A 19,757-nucleotide genomic window follows, 5' to 3' on the forward strand; every position below is an offset into this window, starting at 1 on the left:
CTTTAAACGCCCCCGTCTGCCGGCGGTTCTGGGCGGGAGTCTGCCATGAGTTTCGATACTTTCGGTCAGCCGTTGCTGACCTTTCCCGATGCGGAAAAAAGCCCCCTGAGCATTCGCGCCAAAGCGCTGGTGTTCGTTGACCCGCGCTCGCGTCAGTTGCGTGAAGAACTTGAGCAATTGGCGCCGCGCTCGGTCTCGGTACTGATCCGTGGCGAGACGGGGACCGGTAAAGAACTGCTCGCCCGCCACATCCATCGCGCCAGTGATCGCAGTGGCCTGTTCGTTTCGGTCAATTGCGGTGCGATCAGCCCGACCTACGCCGACGCCGAACTGTTTGGCTACGCCGCCGGCAGCTACACCGGCTCGGCCAGCAGCCGTGCGGGCTGGTTCGGCTCGGCCAATGGCGGGACGTTATACCTCGATGAAATCGGCGACCTGCCGCTGCCGATCCAGATCAAATTGCTCGCCGCCCTGGAAAACCACGAAGTCACCCGCGTTGGTGCGCATCAGCCGAGCCCGGTGGATGTACGGCTCGTCGCGGCGACCAGCATCGATCTGGCGCAAGCGGTGGACGCCGGGAAATTCCACGAGCGGCTCTATCACTACCTCAGCGAAGGCCAATTGGAACTGCCGGCCCTGCGTGCGCGAATCGGTGACATTCTTTCGCTGGCCGAATATTTCCTCGGCATTTACAGCCAGCGCCTGGATCTGCCGGTGCCGCTCATCAGCGAAGCGGCGCAACACGCGCTGGAGCGACACAGTTGGCCAGGCAACACCCGCGAGCTGGAAAACGTCATTCACTTTGCTTTGCTGGTGAGTACCGGTGACGAGATTCTGCCGGAACATCTGAACCTTCCCGATGCGTCTGGGCCGCAGGTTCAGATCGAAAGACTGGTCAGGCAAACCAACATCGGCGGTAGCGTCGATGAGCGTAAGGCGTTGAAAGAGCTGCTGATTAACCTGAGCCAGACGCTTTGAGCCATTTTGTTATGTATGAACAAAATGGAATATCAAAGTGAATAAACGTTATTGTCCGGGAATAAAAAATCCGGGTATTGTCCGCTTCACGCCAGAGATAGCACTTCACTGGCACTCGTATTAATAGCCGTCGCCATCAGCGATCGTGATTCTCGATAAGGACACTGCATGAAAAAGGTTCTGTTGTTTACTGCACTGGCGGCTGCTCTGACGGCTTCCCTGGCTCAGGCCGGTGAGAAACTGGTCGTTGCTGCGACCCCGGTCCCGCACGCTGAAATTCTAGAGTTGATCAAACCGACCCTGGCCAAAGAAGGCGTGGATCTGGAAATCAAAGTCTTCACCGACTACGTTCAGCCGAACGTACAAGTTGGCGAGAAGCGTCTGGATGCCAACTACTTCCAGACCAAGCCTTACCTGGACAGCTTCAACGCCGGTAAGTACAAGGACGACAAGTCCAAGTACCTGGTAACCGTGCAAGGCGTGCACGTTGAACCGTTCGGCGGCTACTCGAGCAAGTACAAAAAACTGGCTGATCTGCCGGACGGTGCAACCATCGCCATCCCGAACGAAGGCAGCAACAGCGGTCGTGCTCTGATCCTGCTGCAGAAGGCTGGCCTGATCGAACTGAAAGATCCGAAAAACGCTCTGGCAACGCCGAAAGACATCGCCAAGAACCCGCACAACTTCAAGTTCAAGGAACTGGAATCGGCCCTGCTGCCACGCGTTCTGAAGGAAGTTGATCTGGACATGATCAACACCAACTACGCGCTGGAAGCCAAGTTGAATCCGACCAAGGATGCGCTGGTGATCGAAGGTGCAGATTCGCCTTACGTGAACTTCCTGGTGGCCCGTGAGGACAACAAGAACAGCGACGCGATCAAGAAGCTCGCCGCTGCCCTGACCAGCCCTGAAGTCAAAGCGTTCATCGAGAAGAAGTACAACGGCGCGGTACTGCCGGCGTTCTGATCTGACGCTTGAACCACCCCCTTCAAGGTGTGAAAACGCCGATGGCCAGCGATGGTCATCGGCGTTTTTGTGTGCACGCAATTCTCGGCCGGTGATGTTCCTGTGGCGAGGGGATTTATCCCCGATCGGCTGCATAGCAGTCGTGAAATCAGTCAACACGGTGCATCTATAGCCCGATACCTGGGGCCGCTTCGCAGCCCATCGGGGATAAATCCCCTCGCCACAAAGTCAGCAGCCAGAAGCAAAGATCGCAGCTTTCAGCAGGTCCATGTAGGAGCCGCCGAAGGCTGCGATCTTTTGATCTTGATTGTGTCAGGTCGCTTGGGTTTTCAAAGCCCGGCGCAACGCCACCAACAATTTCACAATGTCCTGCGGATCCAGTCGCTGCGGCACTTTTACGTCCATGTTGTCTTCCTTGTAATGGTTTGGCCGAGGGAGTCTGGCCAAAAGCTGTTCGTCCTTGGAGGGCTTTCGTGAAAAAGAGACCCTTCCTACAGCGCAAAGGAAAATAGCCTTCTTATTCCTTCCCGGCAAACCCACAAGATAGTTTTTTGGGTGATATCAATATGCTTTAACAGTATTTAAGTTCTTGTTTTTATACCTATAAAGTCACTGCCTGCCGGACAGTTACCCGCTGCCCATGGACTGCACCACCGTCGCTTACCGAGCGGCGTACAGGACGTTTCATGACTTTCGATTACGCTTTTATCCTCAGCACCCTGCCGGCGTTTCTAAAAGCCGTGGGCGTGACGTTGCAGGTTGGTTTTATCGCCATCGGCACGTCGTTGCTGGTGGCGCTGCTCAACGCGACGATTCTGGTGTTTCGCACGCCTTACTTGCAGCGCGCTGTCGGCCTGTATGTGGAGCTGGCGCGCAACACACCGCTGCTGATCCAATTGTTCTTCGTCTACTTCGCCTTGCCGGCAGTGGGGATTCAGGTCTCTGGCTTCACCGCCGCGATCATCACCATGACTTTCCTCGGCGGCGCTTACCTCACTGAAGTGCTGCGTGCGGGCGTCGATGCGGTGCCGCAGGCACAGTTGGAATCAGGTCGTTCCATCGGCCTGTCGCACGGTCAGTTGCTGCGCTACGTGATCCTGCCGCAAGCGGGGATTCTCAGCCTGCCGTCACTGTTCGCCAATTTCATTTTCCTGCTCAAGGAAACCACCGTGGTCTCGGCGGTGGCGGTGCCGGAAATCCTCTACACCACCAAAAGCTACATCGCGCTCTATTACAAAACCTACGAAATGCTCGCCGTACTGACGCTGATCTGCGTGTTGCTGTTCTTGCCGCTGTCACTGTTGCTCAGCCGTCTGGAAAGGAGGCTCCAGCATGGCCAGTTCGGGTCTTGAATTGCTTTGGGTGTCGTTGCCGCAACTGGCGAAAGGCGCCGGGCAAACCCTTTCGATTTCGTTTCTGAGCATCGCCATCAGCACTGTCGGCGGTGTGCTCTACGGTGTGCTGCGCACGCTCAACGTGACGTGGCTGAATGCGATCCTGCGGGTCTATCTGGAGCTGTTCCGGGCGATCCCGGTGCTGGTCTGGTTGTACCTGCTGTTCTTCGGCCTGCCGATTTTCTTTGGTCTGAGCCTGCCGAGTTTCTGGTGCGCGGTGCTGGTGCTGTCGTTGTGGGGCGCCAGCGAGGTCGGTGAAGTGGCGCGTGGTGCGTTGCATTCGTTGCCACGCGGGCAGCGTGAAGCGGGACTGTCGATTGGTCTGAACGCACCGCAACTGTTCGGCTACGTGCTGCTGCCGCAAGCGCTGAAGCGCATGACGCCACCGACCATCAACGTCTACACGCGAATCATCAAGACCAGTTCACTGGCGGTGCTGATCGGCGTGGTCGATGTGATCAAGGTCGGTCAGCAGATCATTGAGCGCACCTACGAATCAGTGCTGATTTACGGCGCGCTGTTCCTGTTTTTCTTCTTTATCTGCTACCCGCTCTCGGCCGCCTCGCGCGTGCTGGAGCGGCGCTGGACGCAAGCATGAGCGCATTGATCGAGTTTCACGGTTTCAACAAATTCTACGGCGAGCAGCAGGTGCTCAACGGCATCGACCTGCAGGTGAAGTCGGGCGAAGTGATCGTCATCCTCGGCCCCAGCGGCTGCGGTAAAAGCACACTGCTGCGCTGCCTTAATGGTCTAGAGGTTGCTCACAGCGGCAGCCTGAAGTTTGCCGGTCGCGAGTTGCTCGACACGGCCACCGACTGGCGCGAAGTGCGTCAGCAGATCGGCATGGTCTTTCAGAGTTATCACCTGTTCCCGCACATGAGCGTGCTCGACAATTTGTTGCTAGGCCCGCTGAAAGTGCAGAAGCGCCAACGCCGCGAAGCGCAGCAGCAAGCCGAAGCCCTGCTCGAACGCGTGGGCCTGGCGGACAAGCGCGATGCGTATCCAAGGCAGCTCTCCGGTGGCCAGCAGCAACGCATCGCCATCGTCCGTTCGTTGTGCATGAACCCACGGGTCATGCTTTTCGACGAAGTCACGGCGGCCCTCGACCCGGAGATGGTCAAGGAAGTATTGCAAGTGATTCAGGGCCTGGCCCGCGAAGGCATGACCCTGCTGATCGTCACCCACGAAATGGCCTTCGCCCGCGCGGTGGCCGACCGCATCGTGTTCATGGATGCCGGACGCATCCTTGAACAGACCCCGCCCGAGATTTTCTTTACGAACCCGCAAACCGCACGCGCGCAGCAGTTTCTGGAGAAGTTCTCCTTCGTTGCAACACTGCCAAAAACGAATCCGACAAAGGAACTGGAACCGCTATGAAAACTGCCAAGTCATCCCTGTTTGTACTGCCGCTGCTCGGCCTCGCCCTGCTGGCTGGCTGCAACAAGACCGAAGAGCCGGCCAAGCCGAAAGTCGCCAGTGAAAGCACTGCGCCGGCCGGTTATCTGGACAAGATCAAGGCCCGCGACAAACTCATCGTCGGCGTCTTCACCGACAAGCCGCCATTCGGTTTCGTCGATGAAGCGGGGCGCTACGTCGGTTTCGATACCGACATCGGCCGTCAATTCGCCAAGGATCTGTTGGGCGACGAGAACAAGGTCGAATTCGTCGCGGTGGAACCTGCCAGCCGCATTCCGTTCCTGCAAAGCGACAAGGTCGATCTGATCCTCGCCAACATGACCGTGACCCCGGAGCGCAAGGAGGCGGTGGAGTTCACCAACCCGAACCTCAAGGTCGCCGTGCAGGCACTGGTGCCGCAGAACAGCTCGGTGAAAAACCTCGATGATCTGGCAACCCGCACCACCATCGTCACCACCGGCACCACGGCCGACATCTGGCTGACCAAGAATCACCCGGACTGGAAACTGCTGAAATTCGAGAAAAACTCGGAGTCGCTGCAAGCCCTGGCCAATGGTCGCGGCGATGCCTACGCGCAGGACAATCTGGTGCTGTTCAGCTGGGCCAAACAGAACCCGGGTTACCGCGTGCTGGATGAAAAGCTCGGGGCCGAAGCGCCGATTGCGCCGGCAGTGAAGAAGGGCAACGTCGAACTGCGTGACTGGGTGAATACCGAGTTGGCCAAGCTCGGTGAGGAGAAGTATCTACTCAAGCTGTACGACCAATATGTGCGTAAAGAGCTGAGCGATGACACCAAGCCTGAGAGCGTGATTGTTGAGGGTGGCAAGTGGCAGGGGTGATTTCCTGTTGATGATCGTTCCCACGCTCCGCGTGGGAATGCCTCCTGGGACGCTCTGCGTCCAGTGGCGCAGAGCGTCACGGGCTGTATTCCCACGCAGAGCGTGGGAACGATCAGTGGTGATTAGTCAGGCCAATGCCACGCCGGCTCATCCAGCACCCGCTGCCCGACAATCCCGGTCTGCCCCAGCGTTTTCTCCAGCACGATGCAATTGCACTCGGGGTCTTCCTGCAACGCCGAAATCAATCGCCGCGCGTGGGACACCACCCACACCTGACATTCCTCCGAGGCGCGCATGATCAACCGCGCCAGCGCCGGCAACAGGTCTGGATGCAGACTGGTTTCCGGCTCGTTCAGCACCATCAGTGACGGTGGCCGTGGCGTCAGCAACGCAGCAATCAGCAGCAGATAACGCAAGGTCCCGTCCGACAACTCGGCGGCGGACAACGCCCGCAACAGCCCTTCCTGATAAAACTCGATGGCAAAGCGTCCACCGGCCAGCGGCGCGATGTTCAGTCGTGCGCCGGGAAACGCGTCGCTGATCGCCGCCTGCAAAGCATCCGGGTCGCCGATTTCGCGGATCGTCTGCAACGCCGCCGCCAGGTCCCGCCCATCGTGATGCAAAACCGGCGTGCGCGTGCCCAGTTGTGGCTGACGCACCGGGGCATCGGTGTCGCTGCGAAAGTGATCGTAGAAGCGCCAGCGGCGGATGAACTCGCGCATCTGGAACACTTCCGGCGAGCTGCGCAGGCTGCCGACCTGATCGAACAGGCTGTCGAAATTCGGCGTGTGTTGCGCCAGCACATCCCAGCTGCGGCCTTCGCGAGCGCGGATCATCGGCCCGTCGCGATCCACCAACAGGCTGGCCGGGCGATAGAACGGCCCGGCCCAGATGCATTCCTTTTTGATTTCCGGGTCGAGGGAAAAAAACGAGTGGCTGGGCTCGGGCAAGCCCAGGGCGATTGAATAACTGAAATCCTCCCCGGCAAACCCCAGACGCAGACGCTTCACGCCTTGACGCACGGTTGGCTCGATCGCCACTTCGCCGTTGCGCATGCGTCGGCTGATGGTTTCCGGACCGGCCCAGAACGTCGAGTCCAGCCCGCCCTCACGGGCCAGCGCATTGACCACGCCGCCCTGCGCGGTCTCGGCCAACAGACGCAAGGCGCGGTAGAGGTTGGATTTGCCACTGCCGTTGGGGCCGGTGATCAGATTCAGCCGACCCAGCGGGATTACCAATTTATTGATCGAGCGGTAATTGGCCACCGCGAGGGTCTTGAGCATGGGCGTTTCCTTATGCCGGAGCCGCTAGTTTGCCGCGCTGGTACCTATGTGGCGAGCGAGCTTGCTCGCGCCCGGCTACGCAGCAGTCGTAAAGCGGCCGCCACGTTTTAACAGAAAGAGCGTGACGGTGGACTGTCGGGGGCGCTTCGCACCCCAGCGCGAGCAAGTTCTCTCGCCACAGGAATCATGGCGAAAATTGCGTTATTCCCGTGAGCGAACGTTGAACCCTGTTCTAAGCTCACAGTCGTATCGTCACTTGCACGTTCGTACACAGGAAGGAGTCTGCATGGCGAGTCCCGGTTTGAAAACAGCGGTCATGCTGAGTCTGTTCACATTGCTGACCGCGTGCGGGGAGAAAAAAGCGCCGCAGGAATACCTGCCACGCGTCTTCGTGCAAGAGGTCAAACCCGCGGACTACGCGGCTGCCGTGACCCTCACCGGCGATGTGCAGGCGCGTGTGCAGACCGAGTTGTCGTTCCGCGTCGGCGGCAAGATCATCCAGCGCATGGTCGATGTCGGTGACCGGGTGACGGCCAGACAAGTGCTGGCCAAACTCGATCCCAAGGACTTGCAGACCAACGTCGACTCGGCGCAGGCCCAAGTGGTCGCCGAACAGGCGCGGGTCAAGCAGACCGCTGCGGCATTCGTGCGTCAGCAAAAACTGTTGCCCAAGGGTTACACCAGCCAAAGCGAATACGATTCCGCGCAGGCGGCGTTGCGCAGCAGCCAGAGCGCGTTGAGCGCGGCGCAGGCGCAACTGGCCAATGCCAAGGATCAACTGAGTTACACCTCGTTGATTGCCGACGCCCCCGGGATCATCACCGAGCGCCAGGCCGAGGTCGGCCAAGTGGTGCAGGCCACGGCGCCGATGTTCAAACTGGCCCGTGACGGTGACCGCGACGCGGTCTTCAATGTGTACGAATCGCTGTTGGCCGAGCGGCCGTCGGATCGCTCGATTGTGGTCAGCCTGCTCGACAATCCCAATATCAAAACCACCGGCACCGTGCGAGAAGTCACCCCGGCGGTGTCGGCGCAGTCCGGCACCGTGCAAGTCAAAGTCACCCTCGACAAACTGCCGCCGGGCATGCAGCTCGGCTCGGTGGTCAGCGCCACCGCCAAAGGCTCCGGCAAATCGGCGGTCGAGCTGCCTTGGTCGGCGCTGACCAAAAACATCAGCGACCCCGCCGTGTGGATGGTCGACGAGCAAGGGCTGGCGCAATTGCACACGGTCACGGTCGGCCGTTACCTGACCGGCAAAGTGATCATCAGCGAAGGCCTCAAGGGCGGCGAGAAAGTCATCGTTGCCGGCGGACAGTTGTTGCACCCCGGCATGAAAGTCGAGATTGCCGAAAACACCTATAAGGATCTGCAACCGGGAGCACAGCCATGAAGTCTCTATGGCTGTTATCCGTAGCAGTGTTGTTGGCCGGGTGCTCGAAGAAAGAACCGCCGCCCGAGCCTGTGCGCCCGGTGCTGTCGATCAAGGTTCAGGCGTTGAACGAGGAAACCCTCGGGCGTTTCGCCGGCAGCATTCAGGCGCGCTACGAGAGCAACACCGGTTTCCGTGTCGGCGGGCGTATTGCCAGCCGTAACGTCGATGTCGGCGCCGAAGTGGAGAAGGGCACGCTGCTCGCCACCCTCGATCCTTCCGACCAGCAGAACCAGTTGCGCTCGGCCCAAGGCGATCTGGCCAAGGTTCAGGCGCAGCTGATCAATGCGCAGGCCAACGCCCGACGTCAGCAAGCCCTGTTTGATCGCGGGGTCGGCGCGCAGGCGCAACTGGACATCGCCACCACGGATCTGAAAACCACCCAGGCCTCGCTTGAGCAGGCGCGGGCGGCGGTCAACCAGAGCAAGGATCAACTCGACTACACCCAGTTGCGCTCTGATCACAAAGCCGTGGTCACCGCGTGGAATGCCGAGGCCGGGCAAGTGGTCACCGCTGGCCAACAAGTGGTGACGCTGGCGCAACCGGACATCAAGGAAGCGGTGATCGACCTGCCGGACACGCTGGTCGATCAGATCCCCAGTGACGTGGTGTTTCTTGTCGCCGCGCAACTCGATCCGAGCATCAACACCACAGCGGTCATCCGCGAAATCGAACCGCAGGCACAAAGCGCTACACGCACCCGTCGTGCGCGGCTGACCCTGGCGGATACACCGCCCGGGTTTCGCCTCGGCACCGCGATCAGCGTGACCCTCAGTTCAGCGATCAAGCCACGCATCGAATTGCCAGCGACAGCGCTGCAAGAGGTCGACGGCAAAACGCGGATCTGGGTGATCGACACCCAAAGCAAAACCGTCAGCCCCCGCGACGTCAGCCTCGTCAGCCGCACCGACAGCACGGTGGTGCTGGCCGGCGGCGTGAAAAATGGCGAACGCGTGGTCAGCGCCGGCGTCAACAGCCTCAAACCCGGACAACCCGTGAAACTTGACGAGGACAGTCAATGAAAGGCTCTTTCAACCTCTCCGAATGGGCCCTCAAGCATCAGTCGTTCGTCTGGTATCTGATGTTCGTGGCATTGCTGATGGGGGTGTTTTCGTACTTCAATCTGGGTCGTGAAGAAGACCCTTCGTTCACCATCAAGACCATGGTGATCCAGAGCAAATGGCCGGGTGCGACCCAGGAAGAAACCCTCAAGCAGATCACCGACCGCATCGAGAAAAAACTCGAAGAGCTCGACTCCCTCGACTACGTGAAAAGCTACACGCGCCCCGGTGAGTCGACGGTGTACGTGTACCTGCGCGACACCACCAGCGCCAAGGACATTCCGCAAATCTGGTACCAGGTGCGCAAGAAGATCGATGACATTCGCGGGCAGTTTCCCAAGGGTATTCAGGGGCCGGGATTCAACGATGAGTTCGGCGACGTCTACGGCTCGGTCTACGCGTTTACCGCCGACGGCCTGACCATGCGCCAGTTGCGCGATTACGTGGAACAGGCGCGGGCCGAGATCCGCAATGTGCCCGGGCTGGGCAAGATCGAGATGGTCGGCCAGCAGGACGAAGTGATTTACCTGAACTTCTCCACACGCAAACTGGCGGCGCTGGGCATCGATCAGCGCCAGGTGGTGCAGAGCCTGCAATCGCAGAACGCGGTGACGCCGGCCGGGGTGATCGAGGCAGGGCCGGAGCGCATTTCCGTGCGCACCTCCGGGCAGTTCGCTTCGGAGAAGGATCTGGCCGAGGTCAATCTCAAACTCAATGACCGCTTCTATCGTCTGGCCGACATCGCTGACATCAGCCGTGGTTACGTCGACCCGGCCACCCCGGAGTTTCGTTTCGACGGCAAACCGGCCATCGGTCTGGCGATTGCCATGCAGAAGGGCGGCAACGTTCAGGAGTTCGGTAAAGCCCTGCACGCGCGTATCGATCAACTCACCGCTGATCTGCCGGTAGGCGTCGGCGTGCACACGGTTTCCGATCAGGCCGTGGTGGTGGAAGAGGCTGTTGGCGGTTTCACCAGCGCCTTGTTCGAAGCGGTAATCATCGTTCTGGTGGTGAGCTTCATCAGCCTCGGTGTACGCGCCGGGCTGGTGGTGGCGTGCTCGATTCCGCTGGTGCTGGCGATGGTGTTTGTGTTCATGGAATACAGCGGCATCACCATGCAGCGGATTTCCCTTGGCGCACTGATCATCGCCCTCGGCCTGTTGGTCGACGACGCGATGATCACCGTGGAGATGATGGTCACGCGCCTGGAAATGGGCGAGACCCGGGAGCAGGCGGCCACGTTCGCCTACACCTCGACGGCGTTCCCGATGCTCACCGGCACGCTGGTGACCGTGGCCGGTTTCGTGCCCATCGGCCTCAACGCCAGTTCTGCCGGTGAGTACACCTTCACCCTGTTCGCGGTAATCGCCGTGGCGATGCTGGTGTCGTGGGTGGTGGCGGTGTTCTTTGCGCCGGTGATCGGCGTGCACATTCTCAGTGCCAACGTGAAACCCCATGCGGCCGAACCCGGTCGCATCGGTCGTGCATTCAACCATGGCTTGTTGTGGTCGATGCGCAACCGCTGGTGGGCGATCGGCATCACGGTTGTGTGCTTTGTGCTGGCGGTGTTTTGCATGCGCTTTGTGCAGAACCAGTTCTTCCCGTCCTCCGATCGCCCGGAGATTCTGGTCGACCTGAACCTGCCGCAAAACGCCTCTATCGATGAAACCCGCAAGGCTGTCGACAAGCTTGAGGAAAGCCTCAAGGGCGATCCGGATATCGTGCGCTGGAGCACTTACATCGGCCAGGGCGCGATCCGTTTCTACCTGCCGCTCGATCAGCAACTGCAAAACCCGTACTACGCGCAACTGGTCATCGTCAGCAAAGACTTCGAGGCCCGCGAAGCGTTGAGCCAGCGCTTGCGTGAGCGTTTGCACAAGGACTTCGTCGGCATTGGCAGCTACGTGCAGGCGCTGGAAATGGGCCCGCCGGTGGGGCGCCCGATCCAGTACCGGGTCAGCGGCAAGGACATCGATCAGGTGCGCAAACACGCCATCGACCTCGCCACCGAGCTGGACAAGAACCCACACATCGGCGAGATCATTTACGACTGGAACGAGCCGGGCAAAGTCCTGCGCATCGACATCGCCCAAGACAAGGCGCGCCAGCTCGGGCTGTCGTCCGAAGACGTGGCGAACCTGATGAACAGCATCGTCAGTGGCTCGCCGTTGACCCAGGTCGATGACGATATCTATCTGATCAACGTCGTCGGGCGCGCCGTGGATTCCGAACGTGGTACCCCGGAAACCCTGCAGAACCTGCAAATCGTCACGCCCGGCGGCACGTCGATTCCGCTGCTGGCGTTCGCCACTGTGCGTTATGAACTGGAACAGCCGCTGGTGTGGCGTCGTGACCGTTTGCCGACCATCACCATTAAGGCGTCGGTGCGCGACGAAATTCAGCCGACCGATCTGGTGAAACTGCTCAAGCCGTCCATTGATGCCTTCGCCGAAAAACTCCCGGTCGGCTACAAAGTCGCCACCGGCGGTACGGTCGAGGAGAGCGGCAAGGCGCAAGGGCCGATTGCCAAGGTGTTGCCGCTGATGCTGTTCCTGATGGCGACGTTCCTGATGATCCAGTTGCACAGCGTGCAGAAGATGTTCCTGGTGGCGAGTGTCGCGCCGCTGGGGCTGATCGGCGTGGTGCTGGCGCTGGTGCCGACCGGTACGCCGATGGGCTTCGTGGCGATTCTGGGGATTCTGGCGCTGATCGGCATCATCATCCGCAACTCGGTGATTCTGGTGACGCAGATCGATGAGTTCGAGCAGAAAGGCTACGCGCCGTGGGACGCGGTGGTGGAAGCCACCGAACACCGGCGCCGCCCGATCCTGCTGACCGCAGCGGCGGCGAGCATGGGCATGATCCCGATTGCCCGGGAAGTGTTCTGGGGGCCGATGGCCTACGCGATGATTGGCGGCATCGTGATTGCGACGCTGCTGACGCTGCTGTTTCTGCCGGCGCTGTATGTGGCCTGGTACAAGATTCGTGAGCCGAAGAAGGACTCATCGTCATCGAGCCATTGATTGTGCCCGTTACATCTTTGGGAACGGTCTGACTTACAACCACGGTCGATTGCTTTATCGTCCTTCCTCCGTTTGGGGGAGGGACGCCTGATGTCGACTGTTGCTTGCTGGTTGCGCCAACTGCTGCTGATGGTCGGCCTGTGCCTGCCACCCTCGTTGCACGCCGAGACGTTTCTGCAAAATTCGCTGTGGCGGGTGCAGATCGACCCAGCGACCCTCGCTGTGCAAGTCACTCCGACCAACAGTGCAGCTGTGCAGGCCTCGTCTGGTGTTGAAGCACACAAAGTCAGCAACCTGGTACAGCGTGGTAATCACCTGGACTGGCACTGGGACGACGGCGCTTGGTCCCTCAGCGTCGATCTTGATGAGCGTGACCTGTCCTTTTCTATCAGCGCTCGTGATCCCGCCGAACTCGATTTTTTGCGCCAACCCGGCACTGCCATGGGCAAAGGCTTGATCTGGCCCTTGGCCGAAGGGCATTACGTACCGCGTGGCGATCCGGTCTGGCAGGCGTTTCTGTTGAATCAGGGGCCGCTCAACAGCACCCAGGATCTGAGCCTGCCGCTGTGGGGTGTCGAACACGAGGGTTTCAGCCTCAACTGGTTGCTGGGCAATCCCTACAACAATCAACTGCTGTTCAGTGCCGACGGCGACACGCTGGCGTTGGCGGTGCGGCATCAATTCACGCCACTCGCTCCTTCGACGCCGCTGACGTTCAGTCTGTATCTGGGCGAAAGCGACCCGTTGGCGGGAGCCAGACGTTACCGGCAATGGCTGATTGATAACGGTCGTTATGAAACCCTTGCCGGCAAACTTGAGAAAACTCCGCAGGCCGCCAAGCTGCTGGGAGCCAGTCATATCTATCTGTGGGGCAATGATCTACTGGGGCAAAAAGATGTGCAAAACTGGCCGGCACTGCTCGGCAAGTTACGTGGCCAGACGCCTTTGGCCACTGCGCTGCGCGCCGGCATGGACCGTGAATCCTTGCAGCTGCTTGCCAGCGAAACGGAGCTCAATCGCTACCAGCAAACTGTCGTGTTGCGTGGCCTCAACCGTGCGCTGAACACCCAGGCGCGTAAAACCTGGCAAGCCCGCGCCGAGCCGGACGTACGGGCATTGGTCAAAGGTTACGCAGTGCTGCGCGGGGAATTGGCTGACCAGTTCGCCGAAGCCTTGACTGTCGATCCCAAGCATTGGGGCAACAGCCTGTCGCTCGATACGGTCGAGCGCTTGCAAAGCGCCGGGCTGTCGCGCTTGTGGCTGGGACTTGGCGAGGGCTGGGAGGGCGGACTCTGGCACCCGGAGGCGGTTAGCGCAGGCGTCAAGGCGGGGTATCTGATCGCGCCGTATGATTCTTACGAAACAGCGCTGAGCCGGGACGAGAACCCGGACTGGACCACGGCGCATCTGGGCGACAGGGCGAACATCGAGTGCGCCATCGTGCTGGAAAGCGGTGTGATGAAGAGCGGCTTTCAGCAGTCGGGACATTACACCGACCCCCGTTGCGTGCGTCCTTTGCTGGAACAGCGGGTCAAAGCCATCAGCACTGCCGCCGGTTTCAACAGCTGGTTCCTCGACGCCTATGCCACAGGCATGGTGTTCGACAGCTACCGTCCCGGCGCCACCATGACTCAGGCACAAAACGCCGAAGGTAACGTCGAAGCTTCGCGCTGGATCAACCAGGCATTGCAACTACCCAGCGGCTCCGAAGACGGCAACGCAACGACGGCTCAAGGCGTGCTGTTCGCCCATGGCATGCAGACGCCGGTGATCGGTTGGGGCGACGCCGACATGAGCAAGAACCCTGATTCCGAGTACTTCGTTGGCAAATGGTATCCGCCTGAGCAACCGGCCGTGTTCTTCAAGTCTGTACCGATCAAAGAGCCGTATCGGCGTCTTCATTTTGATCCGGCCAGCCGTTTACCGTTGTACCAGGCGGTGTTCCACGGGTCGCTCATCACCACGCATCACTGGCTTTATGACAGTCTCAAGCTGAGCAATGTACGGGTGGAGAATGAACTGACTCAGTTGCTCTACAACGTACCGCCGCTCTATCACCTGAGTGCGGCAACGCTGGCGCAACGCTTACCGTTGATTGCGCGTCAGGATGCGTTCTTCCGCCCGCTGCACGAGCGCCTGGCGATGCAGAGCCTGATCGGTTTCAAATGGCTGAGCGAGGATCGACGGGTGCAGCAGACTTCCTTTGAAGACGGCACTCGGCTGTTGGCCAATTTCGATCAGGCTTCGCGTGAAGTGCTCGGCCAGACTTTGCCCGGTGAAAGCATTACGGTATTGACGCCCGACGGGGCCGTCAGCCGCTACCGCGTGCAGTCTTCGCCCTGACTCAGCCCTTGCGCCAGACACTCGCCAACCAAGGCTGCTGCTCGCGCGGCAGCCCCGCCGGGCGGAAATAATGCTCCAGCTCTACAAACCCGGCAGCGGTCAACAACCCGCGCCACGCCTCCAGATCGTGATACGAGCCATAACGTGGCCCATTCCAGCCCTCGCGGTTATCCCCGCGTGGATTGGAACTGAACAACACCCCACTCGGTTTCAACGTATCGCGCAGTTGTTGTAGAACCCGTGGCAACTCCTGCAACGGCACATGAAACAGCACCGCGTTGGCGAAGATGCCGTCGAAGCGTTCGGCCGGTAAATCAAGCTTCAGAAAGTCCTGGCACCACACCTCGCAGCCACTGTCCTCGCGGGCCATTTGCGCAAACCTTTCCGATCCGTCGAGGCCGACCGCGACGTGGCCCATGCGCGTAAACGTCTGCAAGTCCCGCCCCGGCCCGCAGCCGAAATCGAGAATCGTCAACGGCGCTGTGCCCTGAATGTGCCGCAGGAGCGCGTCGATGTTCTGGCTGACATCGTGATCGCGGGTGCCCTCACGGAAATCTTCGGCCACCGAGTTGTAATGGCCGAGGGTGGTGGCGGTGATCTGTTCGAGGTCGCTGGGGGTCTGCTTCATGGGTGCGGCTGCGTGGCAAAAAGGAGGTGGGGCTGACTATAAGCGCTTTTGTGCTTGAGAGGATTGCAGCCTGCCTCAGGCTTTGGCCGGGAAGCACAAAACGCCAGCGTCTGTGCAATACATATGTACCGCACCTGGCGGTTCGCAACCGGATGCAATGACGCCTGCGCGATAGACGACTATCGCGATATCTGCCCTGTTTTTTTCTTCGGGGGGATTCACTCAAAAAAAGGATTTTTTATGGGCATTGTTCGTAAACCCAGTGTCACTCCGCCGTCCAGCCGCAGCCCGGTGGACGCAACCCCATCACGCACAAGACCTGGCAGTGCCACGTTCGGTGATGGGCCTGCGGTGAAAATTTTTCGACCTGACACGGATCAGGCGCAGGTGGAAGTTCCCCGGCAATCTGCCGCCGCAGATTCCATGATCACGGTTTCATCAATGCCGTCGGCTCAGATCCTGCCCATGCATCCGATGGCCGGTTCACTTGCGCGCTACAGCCTGAGAGCACCGGCCAACCTGCCCGCAGCCAATGCTCTGGGCCTGAGGGTGTTCAAGAGCCGAAATTATGTCGATATCGCGCCCGGCGAGATCGTCCTCGTTCGGGAAACCGGCACGGCCGGTGAATATCGAGCGGCGCTGGTATCTGAATTGGTGGCTTTGGGGCCGGTACTGTTTTACCACCCGCTAAGCAAGACCTGGACGCTCGAACGGCCGCACCCTCTGCCCGAGCCGGGCAAAGTCATTGATATCGACATTGATCAGCTCGTTCGCAAGGTCAGAAAAGAGCATGCCCAGAAGCACCGGGTGCATACCGGAAACGACGATTCGTTTGAGTACTCGGCGGCACAGGAGGGCGCGCTGGTCGCGCGCGGGTTGAAGCAGTTTCCGCCGGAGCAGGCAGCGATCATTCGCTCGGAGCTGCAAGCGGTCGAAAGCATTTTCGCTGATGCGGGACATGCCATTGGCCAGAACTACAAAGACGCCGACGCGGTTTACGAAAGTTTCTTTGGCGTTGATCACCACGCTGTTGCGCAGCGATTCGCCGACTCAGTCGCTCGAGGCCAGGCGTTGTCCAGTGAGTATCAAGGAACCTGGGGAGACGAGAAATTCGTTGGGGTTGATGCAGACAGCAACAGCGCGGCGTGGATGTACAAAAGAGATTTTCATGGCCGCTTCTTCATCAATCGCAAGTACATGCAGCGCGGGGTTTTGAGCATTTCGCTGGGCCATGAAATGTTGCACACCAACAGAATTGACCGGTTCCAGACCATCGGGCCGAACGCGGCGGATTATTTCTATCTGGACAGCCGACTGGGCCGCTTGCTGAATTGGGATACCCTGGCTGATTACGACGTACCGGAGCGCAGTGTTTCTGACGCGATCATGCGCGGCGGTTTGACGGTCGAGTATTTGAACGCATTTACCAATGACCACGATAACTTCCTGTTCGGTGTCAGCGATTACCTCGGAATCGGCGACGACCTGCCGCTTCAGACGGCGGTTGATCTGTTCAATGCCAACCCGTCACTGCGAGCGCACTTGGCAGTCAACAACGCTGACAGCCTGGTGTACGCAGCAAAAAGCATGCAGACGCTGCATCAAAGCAAAACCGAATACGCGTGGCTCGACAGCCTGATTGATGATTGAGGGGCACGACCCGAACGAAAAGAGTCGTAGCCTGCGGTATTCGCCATGAGCGCTACCGCAGGCTGCGATCTTCTGATCTGGGTTCAGCGCTTGTTCAAACCCCGCGCCAGCCGATCCCCACCCAACTGAATCACCGCTACCAACGCCACCAGCAGCACAATCACCGTGAGCATGATCTGGCTATCGAACCGTTGATAGCCGTAGCGATAGGCAATGTCCCCCAGCCCTCCTGCCCCGATCGCCCCGGCCATGGCCGAGGAGTTGATCATCGTCACCAGGGTGATAGTGAAACCGCCGACAATCCCCGGCAGCGCCTCTGGCAACAGCACATGCCAGACAATGTGCCAGCGCCGGCAACCCATGGCCTGCGCCGCTTCGATCAGACCGTGGTCGACTTCACGCAGGCTCACCTCGGCAATCCGCGCAAAAAACGGTGTGGCGGCGATGGTCAGTGGCACCACCGCCGCCCACACGCCGTAGGTGGTGCCGACGATCAATCGGGTGAACGGAATCAGTGCGACCATCAGGATCAGAAACGGAATCGAGCGAAACAGGTTCACGAATGCGCCCAAAGCGCGGTTCAGCACGGGCGCTTGGTAGATCCCGCCCTTGTCGCTGGTGACCAGAATCACCGCCATCGGAATCCCCACCAGCAGCGCGATCAGTGATGACACGCCGACCATCAAAAACGTGTCGATAAAGCCCTGCAGCAAGCGATCAAACCACATAACCCAGTACCTCCACTCGCTGTGCCCACTGTGCGGCACGCTCGCGCAATTGTTCGGCGCTCGCTGGCGAGCCGCTGACTGCCAGCAAGAGTTGCCCCAGTGCATGGCCCTGGATCCGTTCCACACCACCCTGAAGCAATTTCACCCGGCCACCGAGGGCAGCAAACAGCGCCGCCAGATCCGGCTCGTCACTGGCGCTGCCGGTGAACTGCAAACGCAGCACCACTGCGGCCTCGGAAGAGGGCGGTTGCGCATGCAAGCGGCTTTGCAATTCTTCGGGCAAGGCGTGTTGCAGCGGCGCGAGCAAGGTCTGGCTGACCTCGTGTTGCGGATTGCCGAAGACTTCCCAGACCGGGCCTTGCTCGACTATGCGGCCGTGCTCCAGCACCACGACGCGGTCGCAGATTTCGCGGATTACCGCCATCTCGTGGGTAATCAAAACAATGGTCAGACCGAGGCGCTGGTTGATCTCGCGCAGCAGGCCGAGAATCGACTGGGTGGTTTCCGGATCGAGCGCCGAAGTGGCTTCGTCGCAAAGCAGAATGTCCGGGTCATGCACCAACGCGCGGGCAATGCCGACGCGCTGTTTCTGCCCACCGGAGAGTTGCGCCGGATAGGCCTTGTGCTTGGCTTGCAGGCCGACCAGTTCGAGCAGTTCGCGAACCTTTTTCTCGCGTTGCTCTTTCGGCACGCCAGCGACTTTCAGCGGCAGTTCGACGTTTTGCCAAACGGTCTTGGCCGACATCAGATTGAAGTGCTGAAAGATCATGCCGATCCGGCGGCGCAGGGCGACCAGGCGGTCTTCATCGAACTCGCCGATGTCGACCTGATCGATCAGCACGCGCCCGGAAGTCGGTTGCTCCAGACGATTGATCGTACGGATCAGCGACGACTTGCCGGCGCCGCTGCGGCCGATGATGCCGAACACCTCACCGCGCTGGATCGCCAGATCGATGCCTTGCAGCGCGGCGACCGGGCCCTGGCGGCCGTCATAGGTCTTGCCCAGGCCGATGAAGCGCACATGGGCGCGGTTCAACTCAGGATGAAGTTCGGTTTTTTTCGCATTGTGGGGCTCTGGAATTTCCAGTCGCCGTTGGATCGCCGCCGTCATGCTCAGCTTTCCCAGCCGGCCTGGTACAGCTTGCCGTGAGCCTTATCCAGCGCCGCGCGTACGGCCGGCGAATGTTGGTAGATGTCGACGAATTTGATCAGGCGCGGATCGGTTTTGCTCTTCGGCTGGATCACGAACTGGATTACGTATTCCTTGTGATCGAGACCGTCGAACAGCAGCGCCGAGCCGGCATCGAAGGTCTTCGCCAGACGAATGTAGGCCGGGTAGCCCTGGACCAGGTCGGCGTCGTCGTAGGCGCGCACCAGTTGCACGGCTTCGACTTGAAGGATTTTGATTTTCTTCGGATTGGCGACGATGTCGTCTTCGGTGGCCTTGTAACCGACGCCCGGTTTCAGCGTGATCAAACCGGCCTTGGCCAATAGTTGCAGACCGCGGCCGCTGTTGATCGGGTCGTTGGCGATGGCGACGCTGGCGCCCTCAGGTAGCTCATCGAAGCTTTTGTATTTCTTCGAGTAGAGGCCGACGTTGTTGATGATCCCCGGGGCGAATGGCACCAGATCAAAACCGGAGGCAGCCTTGGCGTTTTCGAGGAACGGGATGTGCTGGAAGTAGTTCACGTCGATGTCGCCGGCGGCGAGGCTGACGTTCGGCGCGATCCAGTCGGTGAACTCCACCAGTTCGACTTTCAGGCCTTGTTTGGAAGCCTCTTCGACAGCGGCTTCCAGCGGGATGGCGAACGCGGCGGTGGTGCCGATTTTCAACGGAGCGTCGGCAGCGAAGACTGCCGAGCTGAACAGGCCGAGGGCCAGGGCCAGTGCTTTGACTGGGTGGGAGAGGCGTTTCTTGGTCATGATGGTTTTTTCCAGTCAGTGCATGAATGAGTGGTTCTGGTCGGGCCTCATCGCTGGCAAGCCAGCTCCCACAAGGATCTGCGGTGTCCACAAAAC

16 protein-coding genes are annotated in these 19,757 nt (G+C 59.9%); 11 read left to right on the plus strand and 5 right to left on the minus strand.

The genetic code is table 11. The features are described 5' to 3' along the window. The first annotated feature begins 45 nt into the window (after nucleotides 1-45). From KI231_RS01130 to KI231_RS01155, 6 genes are all read left to right on the plus strand, one after another. Nucleotides 46-978 carry a sigma 54-interacting transcriptional regulator gene (locus KI231_RS01130; protein ID WP_103304101.1) on the plus strand — a complete coding sequence of 311 codons (933 nt, stop codon included), beginning with the start codon at nucleotides 46-48 and terminating at the stop codon, nucleotides 976-978. 168 nt (nucleotides 979-1,146) lie between these two features. Then, on the plus strand, nucleotides 1,147-1,944 hold the full coding sequence (locus tag KI231_RS01135; protein ID WP_027611172.1) for a MetQ/NlpA family ABC transporter substrate-binding protein: 798 nt from the start codon (nucleotides 1,147-1,149) through the stop codon (nucleotides 1,942-1,944). 686 nt (nucleotides 1,945-2,630) lie between these two features. After that, the gene (locus tag KI231_RS01140) at nucleotides 2,631-3,296 is read left to right on the plus strand and encodes an amino acid ABC transporter permease (protein WP_213027212.1); all 666 of its coding nucleotides are present in this window, start codon (nucleotides 2,631-2,633) and stop codon (nucleotides 3,294-3,296) included. Beyond that, nucleotides 3,277-3,936: an amino acid ABC transporter permease gene (locus KI231_RS01145; RefSeq protein WP_103304103.1), complete on the plus strand. Its 660-nt coding sequence runs from the start codon at nucleotides 3,277-3,279 to the stop codon at nucleotides 3,934-3,936. The genes KI231_RS01140 and KI231_RS01145 overlap by 20 nt, the downstream gene beginning before the upstream one ends. After that, the gene (locus KI231_RS01150) at nucleotides 3,933-4,715 is read left to right on the plus strand and encodes an amino acid ABC transporter ATP-binding protein (protein ID WP_213027213.1); all 783 of its coding nucleotides are present in this window, start codon (nucleotides 3,933-3,935) and stop codon (nucleotides 4,713-4,715) included. Before KI231_RS01145 ends, KI231_RS01150 begins: the two co-directional genes overlap by 4 nt. After that, on the plus strand, nucleotides 4,712-5,593 hold the full coding sequence (locus tag KI231_RS01155; RefSeq protein WP_213027214.1) for a transporter substrate-binding domain-containing protein: 882 nt from the start codon (nucleotides 4,712-4,714) through the stop codon (nucleotides 5,591-5,593). Before KI231_RS01150 ends, KI231_RS01155 begins: the two co-directional genes overlap by 4 nt. A 122-nt stretch (nucleotides 5,594-5,715) precedes the next feature. On the opposite strand, the gene KI231_RS01160 is transcribed toward KI231_RS01155, so the two are convergent. Then, complete coding sequence (locus KI231_RS01160; protein WP_213027215.1) at nucleotides 5,716-6,876, minus strand: AAA family ATPase; 1,161 nt, start codon at nucleotides 6,874-6,876, stop codon at nucleotides 5,716-5,718. Between the two features lie 286 nt (nucleotides 6,877-7,162). On the opposite strand from KI231_RS01160, the gene KI231_RS01165 reads away from it, so the two are divergent. From KI231_RS01165 to KI231_RS01180, 4 genes are all read left to right on the plus strand, one after another. Next, nucleotides 7,163-8,266, plus strand: coding sequence for an efflux RND transporter periplasmic adaptor subunit (locus tag KI231_RS01165; RefSeq protein ID WP_103304107.1), 1,104 nt, complete (start codon nucleotides 7,163-7,165; stop codon nucleotides 8,264-8,266). Further along, nucleotides 8,263-9,327 (plus strand): efflux RND transporter periplasmic adaptor subunit, encoded by a 1,065-nt coding sequence (locus KI231_RS01170; protein WP_103304108.1) that lies wholly within the window; start codon nucleotides 8,263-8,265, stop codon nucleotides 9,325-9,327. The genes KI231_RS01165 and KI231_RS01170 overlap by 4 nt, the downstream gene beginning before the upstream one ends. Continuing rightward, nucleotides 9,324-12,389 (plus strand): efflux RND transporter permease subunit, encoded by a 3,066-nt coding sequence (locus KI231_RS01175; protein WP_213027216.1) that lies wholly within the window; start codon nucleotides 9,324-9,326, stop codon nucleotides 12,387-12,389. The genes KI231_RS01170 and KI231_RS01175 overlap by 4 nt, the downstream gene beginning before the upstream one ends. A 90-nt stretch (nucleotides 12,390-12,479) precedes the next feature. Then, on the plus strand, nucleotides 12,480-14,732 hold the full coding sequence (locus tag KI231_RS01180) for a glycoside hydrolase (protein WP_213027217.1): 2,253 nt from the start codon (nucleotides 12,480-12,482) through the stop codon (nucleotides 14,730-14,732). A 1-nt stretch (nucleotide 14,733) separates the two neighbouring features. Here KI231_RS01180 and KI231_RS01185 read toward each other — a convergent pair whose 3' ends face one another. Next, nucleotides 14,734-15,360: a class I SAM-dependent methyltransferase gene (locus KI231_RS01185; protein ID WP_213027218.1), complete on the minus strand. Its 627-nt coding sequence runs from the start codon at nucleotides 15,358-15,360 to the stop codon at nucleotides 14,734-14,736. 123 nt (nucleotides 15,361-15,483) lie between these two features. Between KI231_RS01185 and KI231_RS01190 the strand changes: the two genes are divergently transcribed. Next, nucleotides 15,484-17,010, plus strand: coding sequence for a hypothetical protein (locus tag KI231_RS01190; RefSeq protein ID WP_249412087.1), 1,527 nt, complete (start codon nucleotides 15,484-15,486; stop codon nucleotides 17,008-17,010). A gap of 83 nt (nucleotides 17,011-17,093) precedes the next feature. Here KI231_RS01190 and KI231_RS01195 read toward each other — a convergent pair whose 3' ends face one another. From KI231_RS01195 to KI231_RS01205, 3 genes are read right to left on the minus strand one after another with little or no spacing between them, the layout of a single operon-like run. After that, nucleotides 17,094-17,738 (minus strand): methionine ABC transporter permease, encoded by a 645-nt coding sequence (locus KI231_RS01195; RefSeq protein ID WP_064116958.1) that lies wholly within the window; start codon nucleotides 17,736-17,738, stop codon nucleotides 17,094-17,096. After that, on the minus strand, nucleotides 17,728-18,849 hold the full coding sequence (locus KI231_RS01200; protein WP_213027219.1) for a methionine ABC transporter ATP-binding protein: 1,122 nt from the start codon (nucleotides 18,847-18,849) through the stop codon (nucleotides 17,728-17,730). Before KI231_RS01200 ends, KI231_RS01195 begins: the two co-directional genes overlap by 11 nt. Before the next feature lie 2 nt (nucleotides 18,850-18,851). After that, complete coding sequence (locus KI231_RS01205; RefSeq protein ID WP_150775764.1) at nucleotides 18,852-19,661, minus strand: MetQ/NlpA family ABC transporter substrate-binding protein; 810 nt, start codon at nucleotides 19,659-19,661, stop codon at nucleotides 18,852-18,854. Nucleotides 19,662-19,757: the final 96 nt, after the last annotated feature.

The sequence above is a fragment of the Pseudomonas sp. Seg1 genome, from assembly GCF_018326005.1.
Lineage (GTDB): Bacteria > Pseudomonadota > Gammaproteobacteria > Pseudomonadales > Pseudomonadaceae > Aquipseudomonas.